This is a genomic window from Paludibaculum fermentans, assembly GCF_015277775.1.
Classification (GTDB): domain Bacteria; phylum Acidobacteriota; class Terriglobia; order Bryobacterales; family Bryobacteraceae; genus Paludibaculum; species Paludibaculum fermentans.
Genome location: NZ_CP063849.1, coordinates 3,091,006 through 3,110,706, shown reverse-complemented (window position 1 = coordinate 3,110,706; position 19,701 = coordinate 3,091,006). Strand labels below are relative to the sequence as shown.

13 protein-coding genes are annotated in these 19,701 nt (G+C 62.5%); all 13 read left to right on the top strand.

The features are described from left to right. Positions 1 to 45 precede the first annotated feature (45 nt). On the top strand, positions 46 to 1,185 hold the full coding sequence (locus IRI77_RS12135; protein ID WP_194452319.1) for a carboxypeptidase-like regulatory domain-containing protein: 1,140 nt from the start codon (positions 46 to 48) through the stop codon (positions 1,183 to 1,185). 463 nt (positions 1,186 to 1,648) lie between these two features. After that, complete coding sequence (locus IRI77_RS12130) at positions 1,649 to 2,464, top strand: hypothetical protein (RefSeq protein ID WP_194452318.1); 816 nt, start codon at positions 1,649 to 1,651, stop codon at positions 2,462 to 2,464. Positions 2,465 to 2,584: 120 nt separating this feature from the next. Next, positions 2,585 to 3,208 carry a hypothetical protein gene (locus IRI77_RS12125; protein ID WP_194452317.1) on the top strand — a complete coding sequence of 208 codons (624 nt, stop codon included), beginning with the start codon at positions 2,585 to 2,587 and terminating at the stop codon, positions 3,206 to 3,208. A 254-nt stretch (positions 3,209 to 3,462) separates the two neighbouring features. After that, on the top strand, positions 3,463 to 3,924 hold the full coding sequence (locus IRI77_RS12120) for a type II secretion system protein GspG (protein WP_194452316.1): 462 nt from the start codon (positions 3,463 to 3,465) through the stop codon (positions 3,922 to 3,924). A 404-nt stretch (positions 3,925 to 4,328) separates the two neighbouring features. After that, on the top strand, positions 4,329 to 4,838 hold the full coding sequence (locus IRI77_RS12115; protein ID WP_194452315.1) for a GyrI-like domain-containing protein: 510 nt from the start codon (positions 4,329 to 4,331) through the stop codon (positions 4,836 to 4,838). Between the two features lie 289 nt (positions 4,839 to 5,127). Further along, the gene (locus tag IRI77_RS12110) at positions 5,128 to 6,030 is read left to right on the top strand and encodes an RHS repeat-associated core domain-containing protein (RefSeq protein ID WP_194452314.1); all 903 of its coding nucleotides are present in this window, start codon (positions 5,128 to 5,130) and stop codon (positions 6,028 to 6,030) included. A gap of 601 nt (positions 6,031 to 6,631) precedes the next feature. After that, positions 6,632 to 6,952 carry a hypothetical protein gene (locus IRI77_RS12105; RefSeq protein WP_194452313.1) on the top strand — a complete coding sequence of 107 codons (321 nt, stop codon included), beginning with the start codon at positions 6,632 to 6,634 and terminating at the stop codon, positions 6,950 to 6,952. A 987-nt stretch (positions 6,953 to 7,939) separates the two neighbouring features. Beyond that, positions 7,940 to 9,751, top strand: a complete 1,812-nt coding sequence (locus tag IRI77_RS12100; RefSeq protein ID WP_194452312.1) for an RHS repeat domain-containing protein — start codon at positions 7,940 to 7,942, stop codon at positions 9,749 to 9,751. Further along, positions 9,748 to 10,206 carry a hypothetical protein gene (locus tag IRI77_RS12095; protein WP_194452311.1) on the top strand — a complete coding sequence of 153 codons (459 nt, stop codon included), beginning with the start codon at positions 9,748 to 9,750 and terminating at the stop codon, positions 10,204 to 10,206. The genes IRI77_RS12100 and IRI77_RS12095 overlap by 4 nt, the downstream gene beginning before the upstream one ends. Positions 10,207 to 12,107: 1,901 nt before the next feature. Next, a complete protein-coding gene (locus IRI77_RS12090) occupies positions 12,108 to 13,289 on the top strand; it encodes an IS481 family transposase (protein WP_228486229.1) in 1,182 nt (393 codons plus the stop codon). Positions 13,290 to 13,756: 467 nt separating this feature from the next. Continuing rightward, positions 13,757 to 16,207 (top strand): ABC transporter permease, encoded by a 2,451-nt coding sequence (locus IRI77_RS12085; protein WP_194452310.1) that lies wholly within the window; start codon positions 13,757 to 13,759, stop codon positions 16,205 to 16,207. A gap of 350 nt (positions 16,208 to 16,557) precedes the next feature. After that, the gene (locus IRI77_RS12080) at positions 16,558 to 16,899 is read left to right on the top strand and encodes a PadR family transcriptional regulator (RefSeq protein WP_228486704.1); all 342 of its coding nucleotides are present in this window, start codon (positions 16,558 to 16,560) and stop codon (positions 16,897 to 16,899) included. A 12-nt stretch (positions 16,900 to 16,911) separates the two neighbouring features. Next, positions 16,912 to 19,533, top strand: a complete 2,622-nt coding sequence (locus IRI77_RS12075; protein ID WP_194452309.1) for an ADOP family duplicated permease — start codon at positions 16,912 to 16,914, stop codon at positions 19,531 to 19,533. The last annotated feature ends 168 nt before the right edge of the window (positions 19,534 to 19,701 follow it).

Sequence of the window (19,701 nt, the reverse complement as noted above, 5' to 3'; positions counted from 1 at the left end):
CAGTCCGTTCCCCCATCCAACTCGGCGCAGCCGGCCGGCCGCCGTATGGCTGATTTTCGACGTCCCCATCCGCGGCCTTTGCGCGTGGTCCGCATGCAGGTCAGGGAAGTGCTAAATGGCGTCGGCCCCGGACAGCAGGAGGTCGAGATCGCAACCGGCCTGGGCGGAGGGGACTGCGGATTTGCCTTTCAGGTAGGCGCGGATTACGTCGTCTATGCCTACAGAAACTCGGAAGGCCGTCTTGAGACCGGCATCTGCTCGCGCACACGCCTCTTATCTCAGGCGGCGGAGGACGTGGAATACATCCGCTCGATGGCCAATGCCCCCCGCACTGGCGAGATTCGTGTCCGCACCGCTGTCGGAGACACGCCCGGAACACCTGGTGTCCAAATCATCGCCGACCGGGAAGGATCTCGTTCCTCTGCGCTGACCAACGCCGTGGGTGACGCCGTGTTCGGCGGCTTGCCGCCAGGCGCCTACACAATTCACGCACAACTGGACGGCGATTTGCCGGAGGATCCCAGCGTGCAGCTAAATGCCAAGGGGTGCCTCGACGTGACCCTTCTTCGGGTTCTGCGCATCAGCGGCCTCGTCACGGCGCGCGACGGCGAGCCGGCCGCGCGCATCGAGGTACAACTTCGCTCCGTCGGCGGAGCGCCCTGGGAAAGTGCCATGACGGATCCGGATGGCCGCTACCAACTGCGCGTCATCAAGGCCGGCCAATATCATTTGGGCATCAACCTGAACCATTCACCGACGCAGGACACGCCCTACCCCCGCTGGTTCTATCCCGGAACGGATGATCCGGCATCCGCGACAACCATCGTCTTTTCGGGGCGTCCGGAAACGCGAAGTTATGACTTCACCCTGCCGGACCGCCAGCCCGAACGCTCCATCGACGGCACGGTCTCCCGCGCCGATGGGCAGCCAATGCCAAGAGCTGTTGTGACAATCCTCGATGCTACCCGCACGGTGGTGGCCCAGGCGTTCGCGGACCAGGGCGGGCGCTTCTCGGCGCGGGTGTTCGCCGGAACCGCATATCGCCTGCACACAGTCTGGCCGGGCAGCACGTCAGTCGCCGCAACTTCAGCGGTTCCCATGGACATCGCGCCAGCCGCTACTCCGTTGAGCGTGCGTTTGACTCTGACTCAACCTGGAAACTCGTTTCTCGACGATCCCCGGTAGCCCTATATCGAAGTTGCCCATGGGCCGGATTCCTACTGTCCATCCGAGGAGTTGCCCGGCTGGCTTGGCCCGCGCACCCCCTCCTTCAGCGTTTTTCGCGGTCATCGCGAAAGGGTGACAAATTATTCCAGGCATTCGCCCCCCTATGGAGAAGGAGGCGGATCACATCGATGAAGCAATGGAATCTGGAGCTCAATCGGAGGAAACTCCTGGCGGCCAGCGCGGCTTAGCAGCCTGCGGCGGAAGTCCCGCTAGCCGCGCGGCAAGGGCTCGCGAGCCCAGGGCGCGAAGAGCCGGCCGAACTAGTGCCGGCCACTCGGAGGCTGGCTCGACACTGCCATGGGCCGCAACCCCTTGTCGCCCTTTGGGTTCGCCCCGCCGCCGGCCTGCCTCCCAGAAAAGGCGACTCTCTTCGGAGCGGCTTTGAAATTGCACTTGAGCTGGCATTCTGGTGCCGGCGGCGGTGCGAACGCGGCTGCGCGACTTCCGCCACAGGCTGCCTGGCGCCATCCTCTTGCCCGCGCCACTGCGCTCGGCGCCATCGGCGCCTTCGGCTACCGCCGACATACGTCTGATTGCCGTTGCCCCAAGTCCCTACACCAACCGGATGGATTCCATCCGCGCTGGCTATGGGCTGAAGATCGCGCTGGAGACTCGCATCCGGCAGCTCGGTCTTCCCTTGACCGTCGGATACTTCGACGCAGTGAAGCGGCTCGACAACCCCACAAGCCTGGCGGAACTGTTCAGCGGCTCGCCTCGGGCGATGATCATCGGTTCCTCAACCTGGGGGCAAGGCTCCAGCCGCTATGTGCGCCAGCTCTTCGAAGTGGTCCCGCAACAGAGCCTTCTCGATGTTCAAGCCTCATCTTGGGTAACTTCGGGCGGCGCGCACACCGGCGGGGAGGTGGTGGCTCAGGACATCCAGCGATCCATGATGGGCATCGGAGCCAGCACCTTCAACCTGGGCCAGAAGTTGGTCGTCTTTACAACCGACGAGCGCGATAACCTTGTGCCTGGTGAGTTCACGCTGATTGATGTTTGGGTGATGGATCAGTTTGCACAGATGATCATTCTCAAGGCCCTGCAACGCGGTGGTCGTGGGTTGCCCCCGCCCTCCCAGGTTCAGGACGCCCTTGGCTTCAACATCGACTACTTCTCGAAGTTTCCTCTCGGCGACGCGGAATTGACGCAAGACCTCCGGCGCCTTCGCCGCTTTCTGAATCGCGCGATCGCCCTGACCTCGCCGGAACGCGCGGAGATCCTGGCCTCCTTGCAGTAATCCCCCTTCGTCCAGGGCCGGCTCCTCGAGCGCAGCACGCCAACCAGAGTCAGGTAGGGTAAGAATAAGGTGCCGGCTCCTCTCGTCAAAACTCAGGGAGGGTTCAGGCAATTCTCGTTTATGTCTCGCCGCACAGTGATTGTGGCATCCCTGGTCCTGCTGTTCCTTCTCGGGGGCTGCAAAGGGAAGGGATCGGCAGCCGAAATACTCGACCCATACATCCCTGACGAAGCCTCGGTGCCCTTCGACCTGGAGCCCATCACCGGGAGCGTCGGGCAGCAATGCTGGCTCGCTACCTACACTGCTGATGGAAAGACCGCAAAATTCCGGATCGAACTGGGTCCGGCGGAAGCTCTGGCCGCTGATCCAAACAACAAAGCCGCCTCGGAGTTCAAGTTCGGCAAGGGGCGCTTAGTACCTCAGCCCGGTTCGGAGCCCGCTGCGCTGCTGGCCGCTTTGCAGAAGACCCTCGAAGCGAAAGCACCGCCCAAGCCGGTCAAGCACAAATCGGCGCTCCCCTTCGAGTACGTCAACCTGGGAGCGCACTTGGCCCAACTCCCGGGCGGTGGCTTCGGAGAGAAAAGCAACGGCCACTGGACCGCCATGAAACTCTTCCTCGGTAAAGGGGAGCAGGAGAGCGAGGTCTTCCTGAACCTCAATCCAAAGCTCCGCAAAGGCCAGTTCTCCATAAAAGACCCCGAATACGGCGACCTGGTCCTGGCTGAACTGGCCAAGGTCCTTTAGCTGATTCGGCCCCTTCCAGGTTCCACCACTCCGAAATGCAACCCGCGGCCCATCCTGCCGGACTCGCTCCAGGCTACGGATGACGGTTTCCGGACCCCGGCGATTCCACACGCGTAGGAAAGGCGCTGGAAGCACCGGCGTGTCATCAGCGGACCGGCATGCCCGACCGCCCCGCCGCGGCATCCCGGCCGCTTCGCCTTCCGTCCAACTTTCCTCTGCCCTGCAACGTCTTTGTGGACAGGAACTCTCACTCCATGTCCGCCCCAATTCAACGCCGCCGCGTTCCTTACGACGAAATCGGATTCTCCATTCTCGTATTCCTCCCCTTCTTCTGCATGGTGTGCGTGAATTGGGGCCATCGGCCCGAGCATTTCCGAGTCAGCGCAATCCACACTCAACTCGCGGTCTTCCAAACCGCCCTCGGTGCTTACCAGGAGGATGTCGGCCACTTTCCAACCCAACCGCTGGGCCTCCAGGCTCTGGTAACCCGGCCTTCCGGCGAAGCCATGTGGCGGGGCCCGTACCTTCCACAGGACATTCCCCTGGACCCCTGGGGCCACGCCTACGAATACACCACCCCCGAGAGTCCGGCTGCCCGCCGCAACTCCGTTCCTACGGCGAAGACGGACAACCCGGAGGAATCGGTCTCTCGGCTGACCTCGTCAACCCTGCTACACCCTGTCCGAGTCACAAGAGGAGCACTGGATCCCGCTTGATTCCGCTGCGGTCGCCGCCTCCAGCCCCAACGGAACAGCCGGCTCAGCAGGGCACTGGCTGCTCCGCCGCCGCTGATCTTGCGGAAGACTGCCGGGCCTCCAGGCCCTGGAGAATCGCGAACGGCAACACCTGACCCCTCACCCTCCGTGCCGCCCAAGTGGCTGTGGGTGCAGATCCAGCTGCAGCTCCGGGCCGAAGCGGCAGGCTCTGAACGCCCTTTTTGCTCCCTATCCGATCCCGCCATGCGCCTGCCTGCGGCCAGGTTCTTTGGTGCGGGGGCGCTCCGCCTCCGCAAACTGCGCGAAATTGCTCCAGGTCGAGGTCGCGCACCCATCCTGTCGCGCACCCATCCTTTCTTTCATCGCCCGCATGGGCTAACCTGTTTCGGATAAAGAGGTATTGTATGCCAACGGCTTTGAATCTCGAATTTGCGGAAGTTCAGGTCGAGCCGGCCCTCGCCGCTCAATTAGCCTGTAAGTGCGGACCGGATCCCGCCTCCATCAGCGCCGCCATTCGCAACGCTTTCGAGTCACTGATGGGCTTCATCCGTCGCCAACAACTCACGGTGAATGGGAATCCACGATGCATCTACACCGCCTACGGAGCTACGGGTGTCGCCTTCACTGTCGCATTCCCAGTGGCCGCCGGACCGGGACCCGTCGGGGAAGACTCTTCAGTTCGCGTTGAACTCCTCCCGGCGGTCAAGGCCTATCGCTTCATCCATAGAGGCCCCTATCCGGACCTCGCGCAGACCTACCACCACATCTCTGGATTCATGCAGGAGAAGGGCTGGATGAAATCCGAAGCGGATTGGATGCGCTACATGCCGATGTGGGAAGAGTACTTGAATGATCCTGAAACCACGCCCCCCGCTGAATTGAGGACCTACATCTATCTCCCGGTCGCAGACTAAGGGACAACCGCCCCGATCCTTCCCGGGCTGGAGACCGAGCGCAGTGTAGCCGGCGCCGAACACCGCGCCACCCCCGAAGTGAGAGTTGCAAATGCGGTAACGGGCGCGAACGAAAGCGCGAATGCGAGCTACGGGTACGACGGAGAAGGTCGGCGGGTGCAGAGGACGAGTTCCGGGGTGACGACATGCTACGTATGACGCGGCGGGGCAACTGGCGGCGGAGTATGGTAATAGTGTGGCGGCGAGCGGGCGGCAATATCTGACAGTGGACGCTCTCGGGTCGACGCGAGTGGTAACAGATCAGAACAAGACCGTGGTGCCTGGGCAGAGGCACGACTACATGCCGTTTGGCGGATCGCTGCTCTCCACGCAGAACGGTCGAACAACCACATTGGGATATGGTGTCGACGAGGCTCTCGCTTCACTCTCGACGCTCTTTACCGGCAAAGAACGAGATGCGGAGACGGGCCTCGATTACTTCGGGGCGAGGTACATGTCGAGCGCCCAGGGAAGGTTTACGAGCCCGGACCTGCCACTTGTCGACCAACGCCCGAAAGACCCGCAGTCGTGGAATCTTTATGGTTATGTTCGAAGCAATCCACTCCGGTACACCGATGCGACAGGCGAAGCTTGCGTGGTTGAAGAGGATGGAACTGAACATAACGACGACAATCCGGGGCAATCCTGCGAGGATGTCCACAAGCAGGAAAATAACGATAAGCCGAGCGCGGTAGTCACCGACGATTCAAGTCCGGCCCCCTATACCTATGAGTACTACCGACAAGTAGCGCGCGACTTGCCAACACTGCTCGAGCGTGGAAACCGTCCTGACATGATTAATGATCTCTATTCCATCTTTGGCTACGACCAAAATGTCCCACTCCCATCGTGTTTTGGCAAGTTCCTTTCCGCGACGGGCGACGATCTGATGCCGTTCTCCCCCGGGGCGTCTACAGCAGGTAGCGCTTCTGGTGAAATAGGGAGTGCGATAGCGTGGAATAAGGCCCTGAGGTGCGCGGCGCAGATGTCGCAACGTACGGCAAAAGGAGTCTTCAAGGACGGGCGCTTCCAACGGCTACTCGGGATATCAACGAAGTTAGAAACCAGTGCACCGTTGCTTGGCGTAGTTTTCGCTGAGGGACACGGACTCTTGTCCGAGTGCGACCTCATGCGGTCTGGGGGCTGTCAATGAGTGGGGGCTCGCGCGGCCGAATTTGGGATTTTGTGCTGTACGTTGGAATAGGAGTCGGGCTAGTGGCGGGTCTTTACTGCTATTGGCTGTATAGCGAACCTGGCGCAGGGGATCGCCTTGGAAGATGGGGCGGCCTGGCGGCGAACACGCTACTTCTATATGGATATATAGTCTGGGCATACTCGCATCATGTGCGTCATTGGAGATTTTGGGCGCCTTTCTTTGGAGTCCTTTGCATTCATTGTTTAATTTTCTCGTTACTCCTTAGCTATGCCGCGCATTGGAGAGCTGTATGGTTTTTGGTGATGTACCCTATCGAGTTGCCGATCATTATATTCGTTTGCGAGTATTGCATTAACGACAAGAAGCGCACATGATCTTTACGGGTCTTGCAAGTCGAAGAGATTCATGTAATTTGAATACTTCGGAGTGCGATATCTGCCCAATGTGCAGGGGGCGCTCGATCCGCAGTACTTCCGGAAGGAAATGTTAAGTGATCCCCGGTGCTTGAGCTCCGGACGCGTACATTTCAGCTCAAAAAATATCTGTAGATTATTGCCCAACATTCAACTGCAGGATGCCCATATTCCAAGGTGACCAGGTGAAGTCAGCCGCCGAACTGAAGAACCCGCTTCCTGAGTTGGAGTTCGGGCGGGAGCTTGTGCACTTCCGACATAAGGGAGCAGCACCCAAAGAAGGGCCAGTCCTTCAGGGTAAGTCGACTATTGCCTTTATGGTGCAGGTTGGCGATTCTCAACTCTTTCTGTTCACGATCGGAACACCCGAGCGGCCATGGGTGGTTGCAAGGCAACGCGGAGACAAGCGCGAGGTTTTCTGGTACGGAACGTACGAGGAACTCCCGTTTGAACCCAAGCTCTTTGCGAAGCCGGAAGGGGTGAAGATCGAAGAGGCAAGGCAATAGTCGCGGCCGTTCTGATACCGCTGGGGAGCACAGTCGAAGCAACGCACCCCGCAGTAGAGCGTCGCTGAGCAGTAGTGCGGCGGCGAAGGAACCAAGCGGCCGTGCGGAGCTGCCGGCGCCGCCACTATTCCTGATGGAACCAATGCGCACCCGCCCGGCGCCGGCTGCGACATAACGGCCGCAGGCAAGGCCCCCTCTGGGGGCCGCGCCAGGGGAACGGGGTCAGCCTGACCCGTCCCGCCTCGAATCACCAAAACCTGGCATCCAGCTGGGGCCAATCTCCCAGAAACTCAGCCGATGCAGCCATCTTTTTCCCTAAGATGCCGCCGTTCGAACATCCACCGACTCCAGAACGGCTCCCCAATCCGCCGAGAAGGCCCAGCGCTGTGCCATATCCCACAAATAGGACAAGGAAGTCTGCAATCAGGAAGGGGAAAACTCCATTGGGACGGGTGCACCTGTCCCCAATATTCTCCCCGCAGCGCCAAGAAAGGCGACGGCCTGACCCGTCCCAGTTCGTAAGTATTGGAACGGACAGGGTTTATTGGGAACTGCGAGCGCTTTGCCTCGGTTTTGGTATTTATCGCCGGGATCCGTCTGGCAGCTTCGCCAGGCGCATAAGTAACACAGCCTCAATAGCGTGCGGCCTGCCCTGCGGCTCAACCCGCAAGTAATCTGATGCACCCCATCCTGATTCCAGCCATCACAATTGCCGCTGGGACGCATCAAGTCGAACGCAACCCGATACGATGGCTTGGGTCGCGCCATCGGGAGCCGCCAGACCGTGGCTGGGGTTGATTACAGGTTCTGTTACGGATACAAACCAGCGGGACTGTATCGCGAGACCTATCCTTCGAACCGTCAGGTGACCACGAGCGGTTTTGACGCAGCAGGACGTCCTACCGGCGTGACAGCTCGGTGAGTACGACCAGTTACCAATACGACGGATTGGGCCGGCCGTTGGCCAGCGTGCAGACAACGAGTGGCTTGCCCGAAAAGATCTTCAAGTACAGTTATCTTCCGGCGGGGCTGTCATCCACGACGTACCCCTCAGGCCGGGTGGTGAGTTGGAGCTACGACATTGCGGGGCGGCCAGACACCGTGCTGGACGGCGCAGGTGGAACGGCGTTCGCGACGGCCGTGAAGTACGACATGATGGGCGGGCTTAGCAAGCTTTCGCTGGGCAGCGGGTTGGAAGAGAATTGGACGTATAGCAGCACTCGAGGGCAGGTTCGGCAGGTGACGCTGGGCATGCCGGCGAGCCCGAATTCGGTGGGGAGCTGGCAATACAGCTATTGTGCAGGTAAGAGCTATGCGGACGAGTGTGCGACAAACAACGGGAACGTTATGAGTCAGACGATTGGGCCCCTGGGCGCGGTACAGACATACACATACGACGGGATGAACCGGCTGAAGAGGTTTTCCGAAACGGAGACCTTTCAGCAGACCTACGTCTACGACCAATATGGCAACCGGGCCCTGCTGACTGGGTCGACGATGCCGCCTTGGCCCTCCGGGGCGGAAGTGACAAACGACCAGCCGAGCGATGTGGCCACCATCTTCCCGTCGAACCAATGGAGCCAATCGACGGTGGTGAATGGGTATGTAACCAAGCCGAAGTCGGACGCATATCCGACGCTGAGCTATGACGCCGAAGGGAGAGTTGCAACTGCGGTAACGGGCGCGACCGGAAGCGCGAATGCGAGCTACGGGTACGACGGAGAAGGTCGGCGGGTGCAGAGGACGAGTTCCGGGGTGACGACATACTACGTTTACGACGCGGCGGGGCAATTGGCCGCGGAGTATGGTAGTAGTGTGGCGGCGAGCGGGCGGCAATATCTGACAGTGGACGCTCTCGGGTCGACGCGAGTGGTAACAGATCAGAACAAGACCGTGGTGCCTGGGCAGAGGCACGATTACATGCCGTTTGGCGGATCGCTGCTCTCCACGCAGAACGGTCGAACAACCACATTGGGATATGGTGTCGACGAGGCTCTCGCTTCACTCTCGACGCTCTTTACCGGCAAAGAACGGGATGCGGAAACTGGGTTGGACTTTTTTGAAGCGAGGTACTTCAGTTCTGCTCAAGGGCGGTTTACAAGCCCGGACCCGCTGACGTGGCAGGTTTGGCAATACGGGTCGGACGATGATAGGGCGAAGTTCCAGGAGTTCATCAGTGACCCGCAAAACTTCAACCTGTATGCCTACGTCCGAAATAACCCGCTGAAATATACCGATCCGACGGGCACGTATTACTGCAACGGGAGCGATGCTGATTGCAAAAAGGTGGAAGCGGCCTACAATCAGGCGAAGGCAGCAGCCGCGAATAAGGACCTATCGAAAGATGAACGAGCGGCGATCAACAAGACGCTGAAGTTCCTCGGAAAACCGGGGGAGGTCAATGGTGTTGTTGTTGTCTTCGGAGCAGCTGCAAAGGGCGCAACCGCCGTCACTGACACTACGAAGTCATTTGGCTCCACGATCACGACGATTACTTTCGATCCGAAGAACCTCGCTCGTGTCGATGCCAGGACGCTTTCTGAGACTCTGATACACGAGGGGACGCACGGAGTTGACGACTTTCCACTTGGCCACAATCCGATGACCAAGGCTGCGGAAATGCAGACGGAGATGAATGCGTACTCTAACCAGTCGAACGTGGCGAAGGGCTTAGGAGTTGCGTCACCGTGGGGAGTGTGGAGTCCTGGGATCAGCGATGCTGATAGACAGAAGGCCATCCAGAATAACGCCCAGAAGTCAACGCGAATCTGGTGCCAGAATGGGGGCAACTGCAAGTGAACCCTGCTCGTCAAATTCGCCGATCCGTATTGTGGCTTGTGCCGACGTTTGCGGTATCGGCACTTGGTCAGCAGCCCACAAGCCATGACGTGCAGCCTATCGCAACGACGTTGTGCGAGATCGTTGCTCATCCCGAGAAGTTCGCCAATAAACGAGTGATGTTCAAAGCCTCGTTTGAAAGTGATGGCCTTGAGCATTCTATTCTCAACCATTCCGGCTGTAAGGTAGGGATCATACCGTACCCTGCGGCAGACGGCGAAAAGAGACCTGATGTAGAGGCACTTGACAAAGCTATTGAAGCGGGTGCGCCAGGCACGACGGATAAGTCTGTTGCTGCGATCTTCACTGGCCGTTTTCTTTGGAAGCCGCCCTCGAAGCGCATCCTGGAGATCGAAGGTGTCTCGGAGCTTCGTATTTCTCCGTTGAAGAACAGCCCTGGTAAACCGAAGCAGTAGCGTGCCCCGAAACTGCGCCGCCACGCAACATGACGGCGGCGCTGTGATCTGCACGAGTCCTGCGGTTCTTGCAACTGCGCTTCGGCGTGTTCGACGGCACGCCTGTAGATGACGGAAAGGCGACAGCCTAGCCCGTCCCGCTTCGTAAGTAACTGAAAGAACAAAGGTTATTAGGAGCTCCAAGCGCTTCGCCTGGGTTTTGGCATCTATTGACGGGATCCGTCTGGTCGCCTCGCCAGACGCATAAGTGACACAGCGTCAACGGCATGCAGTACACGCCGCGCCTCAATGAGCAAGTAATTCGACCCACGCCATCCTGATTCCAGCCACCACAATTGCCGCTGGGACGCATCAAGTCGAACGCAATGCCGGCCACCGCAAGCCCCTTGATCTGAACCGCTCCGAGGCTGAGACAGACTGACGGGCAGGATCTGTGCGCCCCCGCCCGGACCCACTCCGCGACCCACCGGGGGGGCAACAAGGACCCGCACGTCCTTCGCCGCCCTGCGGCCGTCTCGTCCGTGCAAATGGAGCGTCTCTTGACCTCCTCCCCCCGACCCCCTCCTCGGCCTGCGGCCGAAGCCGGGGCGCCGTGCTGCGACAGGACCCTGCGGCCGCCGTCGTGCAGCCGCCAGAACTGACGGCGAGGGCACGCCGGCGGCCGCTTGGACATCTTCATCTGGGTAGGAGTTGGCCTGCGGCGCAAGGTGGGGAAGATCTACACAATCGGCCGTCATCGTCAGCCGGTTCCTATTCTGGTGGCCTCCGCTTCCGGCTGCGCCTCCAACTCCGGCACTCCTTCGATGGGGGCCGATCACGCGCGTTCATGCATATATAACGTCTTAGGTCCCCTCCTGTCCTCGGCCTCCGATCCCAGCCTGCGCCCGTCCTTGCTCGAACGTCCTCATCCCCAGGGACGAGGCAAAATTTGGCCCCATCGCCGCATTTCTGCCCCGTCCAACCCCGGCGGACATGTGCGGTGCCCGCGGAAATCACTAAATTTTCCTTGTCAATTCAGCAACTTCCCAACTCCGGCCTCGGAAACCGGCCCATCGGTGTGCCATCATCTTGGCGCGACTGGTCTGGAACCCTGTCGGCCGGATCGGTCAGCCACCCCAGGCGGCCATCCGCAAGATCTTTGACAGCCGAACCGCACTCCCCCCAACCCAGCCCTAGCAGTCTGTGGCGGAAGTCCCGCTGCGCGGCTTCCGCCACAGGCTGCTAGCTCCAGTTCCTCCAATTTCAGGAATTGGAGCGCCGGCATCGGAACCCGCATGCCCATCGCCGCTGGTGGAACAAAGCCACTTGGACTGGGCGCCCAAAGCCGGTCGGACCGCCATTCCCCCGGTTTTGAGGGAACAAAGCCACCTTGGATGGAAATCAAGGATGCTCGCCCAGACTCGTCCGCCGCACAGCTTCCGCGATCCGCCGAATTTGAGGGAACAAAGCCACCTACAGCCGGAATTCTCGACGCCAGCCCACCCTCATCAGTCCCCAGCCACCCTCAATTCAACGCTTTTGAGTGAACAAACCCATCTGGAGCTGGAATCCTCAACGACAGCCAACAACAAACCGGACTCTCCCCCCAGCATTCCCTGGGCATTGCCCAGGACCCGCTGCAACCCAACGGCCACGCCCAACAACCGCCCTTCACCCGTCGCTCCTGAGCAAACAAACCCACTTTAGGCTGGGATCCTCAACGCCAGCCAACCACAAACCGGACTCTCTCCCCCAGCATTCCCCTGGGCATTGCCCAGGGCCCGCCGCAAGGTACGGTCCGCGGACATAGGTAACGAATTGGACCGGCGACATCGGTAACACAGATCAGCGGCGCAAGAGATCTGATCCGCCTTATCGGTACGGCACGATGAGTGTCGATGCCGTGGAAGGAGACCAGAGCAATGGACCAACGGGTTCAACTATTGCAGGAGTACGACGAAGGCGAGACCGTGACCGCACTGGCGGAAGCCTATGGCGTATCGAGAAAGACGGTCCACAAGTGGATCAAGCGTCGAGAGGAGGAAGGCGTGGCCGGTTTGCAGGACCGCAGCCGGGCGCCTCATACCAGCCCGCAGGAAGTCAGTCAGGAAGTCATAGAGCGCATCCTGGCTGAGCGGCGGAAGTGGAACTGGGGCCCGCGCAAGCTATTGAGGAAGTTGGCCGAGGCGGAGCCGGAGAGGAAGCACTGGCCGGCGCCCAGCACCATCGCCATGATCCTGAAAAGAGCGGGTCTGAGTGTCACACGAAAGCGACGCTTGCGGACGCCGCCCTTCGGGCAGCCCTTTGCGTCCGTGGATGGACCCAATCGGACGTGGTGCGCGGACTTCAAGGGTTGGTTCCGTACAGGTGATGGCGTGCGTTGCGATCCATTGACCATCACGGACGCCCACAGCAGGTACTTGCTGCGCTGCCAAATTACGCCGAAGACGGATGGAAAGCATGCGGCTGCGATCTTCGAGGCGGCGTTTCGAGAGTACGGTCTGCCGGAGGTGATTCGTACGGACAATGGCACGCCGTTTTCGACGCGGGCGCCTGGCGGACTCAGTCGGTTGTCGATGCGCTGGGTTCGGCTGGGCATTCTGCCGGAGCGCACAGCACCGGCCTCACCGCAGGAAAACGGCCGCCACGAGCGCATGCATCGGACGTTGAAACAGGACACGCTGAATCCGCCGGCGGCCAACCCGCGCCAGCAGCAGAAGCGATTTCACGACTTTCAAAGGATCTACAACGAGCAGCGGCCCCATGAAGCCCTGGACTACGATACGCCGGCAAAACACTATCAGCCGTCGTTGCGCCCGATGCCACGTCGGATCCCGGAGGTGGAGTACCCGGCAGGGCTCGTGCTACGACGGATCCAGAATCACGGAGATCTCTACTACAAGGATCAGAGGATTTTCATCAGCGAGATCTTTGCGCGTCAGTTGCTTGGACTGCGGCAGGTTGACGATCGCTATTTCGAAGTGTTCTACGGCATGCTGTTGCTCGGCTGGCTGGACATAGAGCGTAATCGGTTTATGAGGAAGAAGCCGAAGGCGCTGGAGCAACAGGACGACGAATCCGCGGCGGTGCCGGCCGCTGAGTAAGGCCCATGGAAATGACGCACCGTGGAAAGCGAGGAAATCCAAAAACAGGATTCCCTCGCTTCCCACCGCGCTTGGAAATCGCTACGCGATTCCCACATTTCCACAGGCGTACGAATCCGGCTAGAATCGCGAAAGGCGATCAGACAAGCCCCCGCGACGACTGTTACCCATGTCGGTAGACCAGATTGTCACCCAGCATTCCCCTGGGCATTGCCCAGGGTCCGTACCGCAACCCAACGGCATCCCCCACCAACCGCCGTTCACCCACCGCCTCTGAGCAAACAAACCCATTTGGAGCAGGTCGTCCTAAGCCAAACCAACAACAACCCGGACCCTCCCCCCTGGCATCGCCCAGGGCCCGCTGCCACCCAACGGCCGCCCCCACCAACCACCCACCACCCTCAACAATCTGAACTTTTTGTTACATCCCCGACCAAACACGGCCGCCCCCACCCGGTCTAACGTCCATGCTGGCCGACCTGCGTCACTCCCTTCGGACCCTCCTGCGCAATCCGCGCTTCACCTTCCTCGCCATCGCCGTCCTCGCCCTCGGCATCGGAGCCACTTCGGCCATGTTCTCCGTCGTCTACTCCGTCCTCTGGCGCCCGCTCCCTTATCAGGACCCCAGCCGCCTCATGGTGCTCCTCGGCGCCACCCAGGGACGCGGCGACCGCATGCCCGTCCCGCCCGGCGACTTCAACGCCTTCCGCTCCCGCGGCCAGTCCTTCTCGAACCTCGCCGCCGCCGAACTCTGGTCCCCCACCCTCACCGGAGTCGATCAGGCCGAGGAACTCCACGGCCTCCATACCTCCGCCTCCCTCTTTGACGTCCTCGGAGTCCCCGCCGCCCTCGGTCGCACCTTCGCCCCCGACGACGACCGCCCCGGAGCCCCCAAAGTCGTCGTCCTCAGCCACCAGCTCTGGCAGCGCCGCTTTGGCGCCGATCCCGCCATCCTCGGCCGCACTATCCGCCTCAGCAACGAGCCCCATACCGTCATCGGCGTCATGCCCAAGGGCTTCTACTTCCCGCCTTTCTGGGCCAACAAGGCCGAGCTCTACGCCGCCCCGGCCTTCGGACCCGACCGCGCAGGCTCCCACACCTTCTCCACCCTCCGCGTCTTCACCCGCCTCAAGCCCGGAGTCTCCCTCGAACAGGCCCGCTCCGAGGCCGCCCGCATCGCCGCCAGCCTCGCCGAAGAGTTCCCCCGCTCCAACCAGGGCCGCTCTGCCGCCCTCACCCCGCTCAGCGAGATCTCCACCGGCAAGGTCCGCCTCCTCCTCATCGTCATGTTCGCCGCCGTCGCCGCCACCCTGCTCATCGCCTGCGCCAACCTCGCCAACCTGCTGCTGGCCCGCGCCGCCGGCCGGGCCCGTGAGATCGCCGTCCGCCAATCCCTCGGAGCCCAGCGCGGCCACCTCGTCCGCCAGTTCCTCTCGGAAAGCGTCCTCCTGGCCTGCGCCGGAGGAGCCATCGGACTCCTGTTCGCCATCTGGGCCGTGCCCGCCCTCCTGGCTCACCTGCCGGAATCCGGCGTCTTCCAGCTCCCCCGCAGCGAGGAGGTCGGCGTCGGAGCCGCCGTCGTCGTCTTCAACTTCGCGGTCTGCCTCATCACCGGACTCCTCTTCGGCATCGCGCCCGCCCTCAGCGCCTCCCGCTGCGATATTCAGATCGCCCTCAAGGACGGCTCCCGCGGAACCACCGCCGGCGGCTCCGCCAAGCGCTTCCGCAATGCGCTCATCTCCGCCGAGGTCGCCCTCGCCCTGGTCCTTCTCGTCGGCGCTGGACTCCTCCTCCGCACCTTCCAGAACCTCCGCTCGCTCGACCCCGGCTTCCAGCCCGCCAACGTCCTGGCCCTCAACCTCTCCCTCTCCAGTTCCGGCCACGCCAAGGCTGAACTCCGCAGCATCTACTACCAGCAACTTCTCGAACGCCTCCGGACCCTCCCCGGCGTCAAGTCCGCCAGCGCCGTCAACCACGTCCCCCTCATCGGCGACACCTGGGGCAGCGACATCACCCCCGAAGGCCGGCCGGCCGCACCCGGCCAGACCCTCACCGCCGTCTACCGCGTCGCCCTGCCGGAGTACTTCTCCACCCTCGGCATCCGCTTCGACGCCGGCCGCGATTTCGCGATGACCGACTCCGAACACGCGCCCGCCGTCGCGGTCATCAACCGCACCATGGCCCGCCGCCTCTGGCCCGCAGAGAACGCCCTCGGTAAGCGCTTCAAGGCCGGCGACGCCCAGTCCGATGCCGCCTGGATGACCGTCGTCGGCATCATCCGCGACACCACGCAGAACGAGTGGGGCGCCACCCCGGACAACGAGTTCTATGTCCCCTTTCTCCAGGATGCCGGCTACCAGCACGGTGACGGAGGCTTCCGCACCATGACCCTCGCCCTGCGCTACAGCGGCGACCGGGCCGCCCTCGCCGCGCTCATCCCGCCGCAGGTCTGGAGCCTCGACCGCGACGTGGCCATCCCGAGCATCGTCGCCCTCGACGACGCCGTAGCCGACTCAGTCTGGGCCCAGCGCGCCGCCATGTCCCTCCTGGCCGTCTTCGCCGCCGTATCAGTCCTTATGGCCGCCCTCGGCATCTACGCAGTCCTCTCGTTCCTGGTCCGTGGCCGCACCCAGGAACTCGGCATCCGCATGGCCCTGGGAGCCCAACCGCTCCAGGTCGTCCGCCTGATCCTCCAGCAAGCCCTCCCGCCGGTAGCAATAGGCGCCGCCGCCGGCCTGGCCGCCGCCCTGATCCTGGCCCGCTTCATCGGCAGCCTCTTATATGGAGTAAAGGCCTCCGACCCCCTGGTCTTTTCCTCCGTCACCGCCCTAATCCTATTGGTGGCCACGGCGGCCAGCCTGATCCCGGCCCGCCAGGCCGCCAAAGTAGACCCGCTAACCGCCCTCCGGGCCGACTAGCCGCGCAACGAACTACGACCGTAAGGGAGTAGTCCTCCGCCCCTAGCCGCGACCACCGCCAGTCCCGGAGCGTGAGCGACGGGCTACCCGTGTGTCCGGAACGCAGTGCGCCCCCGTTCTGTGAGCAGCTTCCACCGTCGGGGTCCTAACCACCGCAACACCATCGGCTTTCCCAGCAAGGAAGCCAATCGCAATCCACTGGGAGGGCGGACCCCCAGGTCCGCGAGGGACCCCCTGGTCCCTCATCTTCTACCGCCCTCCCGCCGCAACTGTAAATAAATCCCACCCCGCCCGAACATTCCCGCCCGCTCCCTCGTTCTACCAATGCATAGACACGACAAGGGAAGCGAATGTCCAAACCTGACCCCATCCACGGCGAGTTCCTACCCGGAACCCTCTCCATGCTCATCCTCCGCACGCTCGCCCGCGGACCCCTCCACGGCTACGCCATCGCCAAGCGCATCAAGGACGCCTCCTCCGACGTCCTGGCCATCGAAGAAGGCTCGCTCTATCCGGCCCTCAATCGCCTGCTCGTCAAAGGCTGGCTCACCGCCGACTGGGGCCTCTCCGACAACAACCGCAAGGCCCGGTTCTATCGCCTCACCGACGAAGGCCGCCGCCAGATGGAACAGGAAACCCATGACTTCGATCGCATGGTCGACGCCATCCGACTCGTGTTGAAGACCGTTTAGAGGAGCCGCCCCATGAGCTGGACCAACGAGCTATCCAACCGCTTCCGCTACCTGCTGCGCCGCAACCGCTTCGATGCCGAGCTCGAGGACGAGATCCTCTTCCACCTGGAAGCCCGCGCCGACGAACTCGAGGCCGAAGGCATGACCCGCAAAAACGCCCTCCTCCAGGCCCGCCGCGAGTTCGGCTCGCAGGCACGCATCCAGGAAGACTCGCGCTCCTTCTGGCACTTCCAGTGGCTGGAAGACCTCCTGTCGGACCTGCGCTACGGGTCCCGAGCTCTCATCCGCAACAAGACCTTCGCCCTGGCGGCCATCTTCTCCCTCGCCCTGGGCACCGGCGCCAACACCTCGGTCTTCAGCTTCACCATGGAGTTCCTCTTCAGCGAACCCTCCGTCGCCGACCCGGACACCCTGGCCATCGCCCGCATCGGAGGCCGCAGCCATTCTCCCTTCCCCGAGTACCGCTTCGTGCGGGATGCCAAGATCTTCGCGGGCCTCGCCGGCTTGCGGGAGTCCGAAGCCAACTGGCGCAACGGCAACGACACTAACCGCATCCACGTCCTTCAGGTGACCGACAACTACTATCAGGTCACGGGCACGCCCCTCCTCATGGGCCGGCCCATCCAGCCCGGCGAACGCAACACTGTCGTCATTAGCCATCACTTCTGGCAGACACGCCTCAATGGCAACCCGGATGTCCTCGGCCGCACGCTCGTCCTGGATGGCCAGCCCTTCCTCGTCACCGGAGTCCTCACCCAGGTCCATCGCAGCCTCATCGGCTTCGGCTTCTCCCCCGACCTCAGCATGCCCGTGCTGCGCGACAGCACAGACGTGAAGTTCATCGCACGCCTGCACCCGGGCATGACTCATCCCGACGCGCTGGAACGCCTGCGCCACGCCGCCGATGAACTCGACCGCGTCTATCCGCGCGAGGGCAATGAGCCTCGCAGCCGCTACCTCAGCATCTACGGAGTCCATGGTCTCGACCGTCTGACGGGTGAGAAGTTCATGCCGGTGGTTGCCTTCTTCGGCCTGCTCCTCGTCGTGGTCGGCCTTGTCCTGCTGGTCGCCTGCGCCAACGTCGCCAGCCTCTCCCTGGCGCGCTCGGCCAGCCGCCGCCAGGAGCTCTCCATCCGCCTCGCCATCGGAGCCAGCCGCGGCCGAGTCGTCCGCCAGCTCCTGGCGGAGAGCCTGCTGCTGGCCGGTCTCAGCACGGCCGCCGGCGTCGGCTTGAACCTGATGCTCACCAGCGCGGTGAGTGGTATGGCCCTCCCGCTGCCCTTTCCCATCCGCATCTACATCACGCCCGATTGGCACCTGCTCGTCTACTCGGTTGTGGTCGCCGCCGGTTGCGCGCTGGTCTCCGGAGTCATGCCCGCCCTGGCCGCCACCAGGGCCGATGTTCATACCGGTCTCAAGGAGGATGCCCGCCAGGCCTCCGGCGGCCGCTGGAACCTGCGCAACATCCTGGTCGCCGGCCAGTTGGCCATCACGGTGGTCCTGCTGGCCACGGGCCTGCTCTTCCTCCGCAACCTCAACCAGGCCACCAGCATGAACCCCGGCTTCGACGTCAACTCCACCATCTGGGCCAATATGCGCCTTGTGCCGGAGCGTTACGCCGAACCAGGCCGCCAGGCAATCGCCGTCCAACATGCGCTCGCCCAGCTCCGCGCTGTGCCGGGCGTGCAGGCCGCCACCGTCACACGAGTGGTGCCGCTGAACGACAGCAGCGACATGCGGGCGCCCATCATTACCGATGCCAGTGACAAGGAACCCCTGCTCTACATCAACCTCAACAACGTGGCTCCGGACTACTTCCGAACCCTGGCCATCCCGCTCCTCGATGGCCGCGAGTTCAATGACGCCGACCGCGCCGGCTCCAATCCCGTCGCCATCATCAATGACGAACTGGCCCGCTCCCTCTTCGGCCAAGGCCGGGCCGTCGGCCACACCATCGGCTGGCGCGATCCCGGCGGCCAAACCATCCGGCGCTTCCAGATCGTGGGGGTCGTCGCCGCCAGCAAGTACCGCAGCCTGGGCGAAGAAGACCGCAGCGCCCTCTATCGCCCCTACTTCCAGAACGCCGAGCTGGAGCCCAGCGTCGCCTTCCTCATCCGGGCCACCCGCAAGCCCGAGGGCCTGCTGCGTGAGATTGACCGCACGTTGGCCGCGATCGACTCCTCAGCGGCCATCGAAGTGAAGCCCATGAGTTCGGCCCTTGGCCTGGCCTTCCTGCCGAGCCGAGTGGGGGCCGCTCTCCTCGGCACAATGGGCGCCCTGGGCCTGTTGCTGGCCTCACTCGGTCTCTACGGAGTCCTCGTCTATGCGGTCAACCGCCGTGTCCGGGAGATCGGCATCCGCATGGCCCTGGGCGCCAGCCCCCGCCAAGTGCTGCGCATGGTCTTCGGCCAAAGCCTGTTGCTGGTCGGAGTAGGCTCTGCAATCGGTCTGGCTCTGGCCCTGTTGGCAACGCAGCCGCTGACGATGTTCCTGGTCCCGGGAGTCCACCCAACCGACGTGTCCACCTACGTCACCGTAGTAGGCATCCTCCTGGCCGTAGCCATCCTGGCCACCGCCGGTCCAGCCGTGAGAGCCGTAAGAGTAGACCCCACTACCGCCCTGCGCTACGAATGACCGACGGATAGCGCTACGGCCGAACAGAGGAAGACGCTCCCATGGGGACGTTCATTCCTCCGTCCCTCCGTGGACGGAGGTGAACGTCCCCCTCTGCACTGCTGCTGCCAGAGGCTTGGCGAAGTCGCCGCGCCTCGGCCAGCGAGAGGTCGGGAGCCATACGGAGCG

Excerpts from the sequence above, each read along its gene's own strand:
- IRI77_RS12135 (WP_194452319.1), top strand. The coding sequence starts at position 46 with ATGGCTGATTTTCGACGTCCCCATCCGCGGCCTTTGCGCGTGGTCCGC.
- IRI77_RS12125 (WP_194452317.1), top strand. The coding sequence starts at position 2,585 with ATGTCTCGCCGCACAGTGATTGTGGCATCCCTGGTCCTGCTGTTCCTT.
- IRI77_RS12120 (WP_194452316.1), top strand. The coding sequence starts at position 3,463 with ATGTCCGCCCCAATTCAACGCCGCCGCGTTCCTTACGACGAAATCGGA.
- IRI77_RS12115 (WP_194452315.1), top strand. The coding sequence starts at position 4,329 with ATGCCAACGGCTTTGAATCTCGAATTTGCGGAAGTTCAGGTCGAGCCG.
- IRI77_RS12090 (WP_228486229.1), top strand. The coding sequence starts at position 12,108 with ATGGACCAACGGGTTCAACTATTGCAGGAGTACGACGAAGGCGAGACC.
- IRI77_RS12085 (WP_194452310.1), top strand. The coding sequence starts at position 13,757 with ATGCTGGCCGACCTGCGTCACTCCCTTCGGACCCTCCTGCGCAATCCG.
- IRI77_RS12080 (WP_228486704.1), top strand. The coding sequence starts at position 16,558 with ATGTCCAAACCTGACCCCATCCACGGCGAGTTCCTACCCGGAACCCTC.
- IRI77_RS12075 (WP_194452309.1), top strand. The coding sequence starts at position 16,912 with ATGAGCTGGACCAACGAGCTATCCAACCGCTTCCGCTACCTGCTGCGC.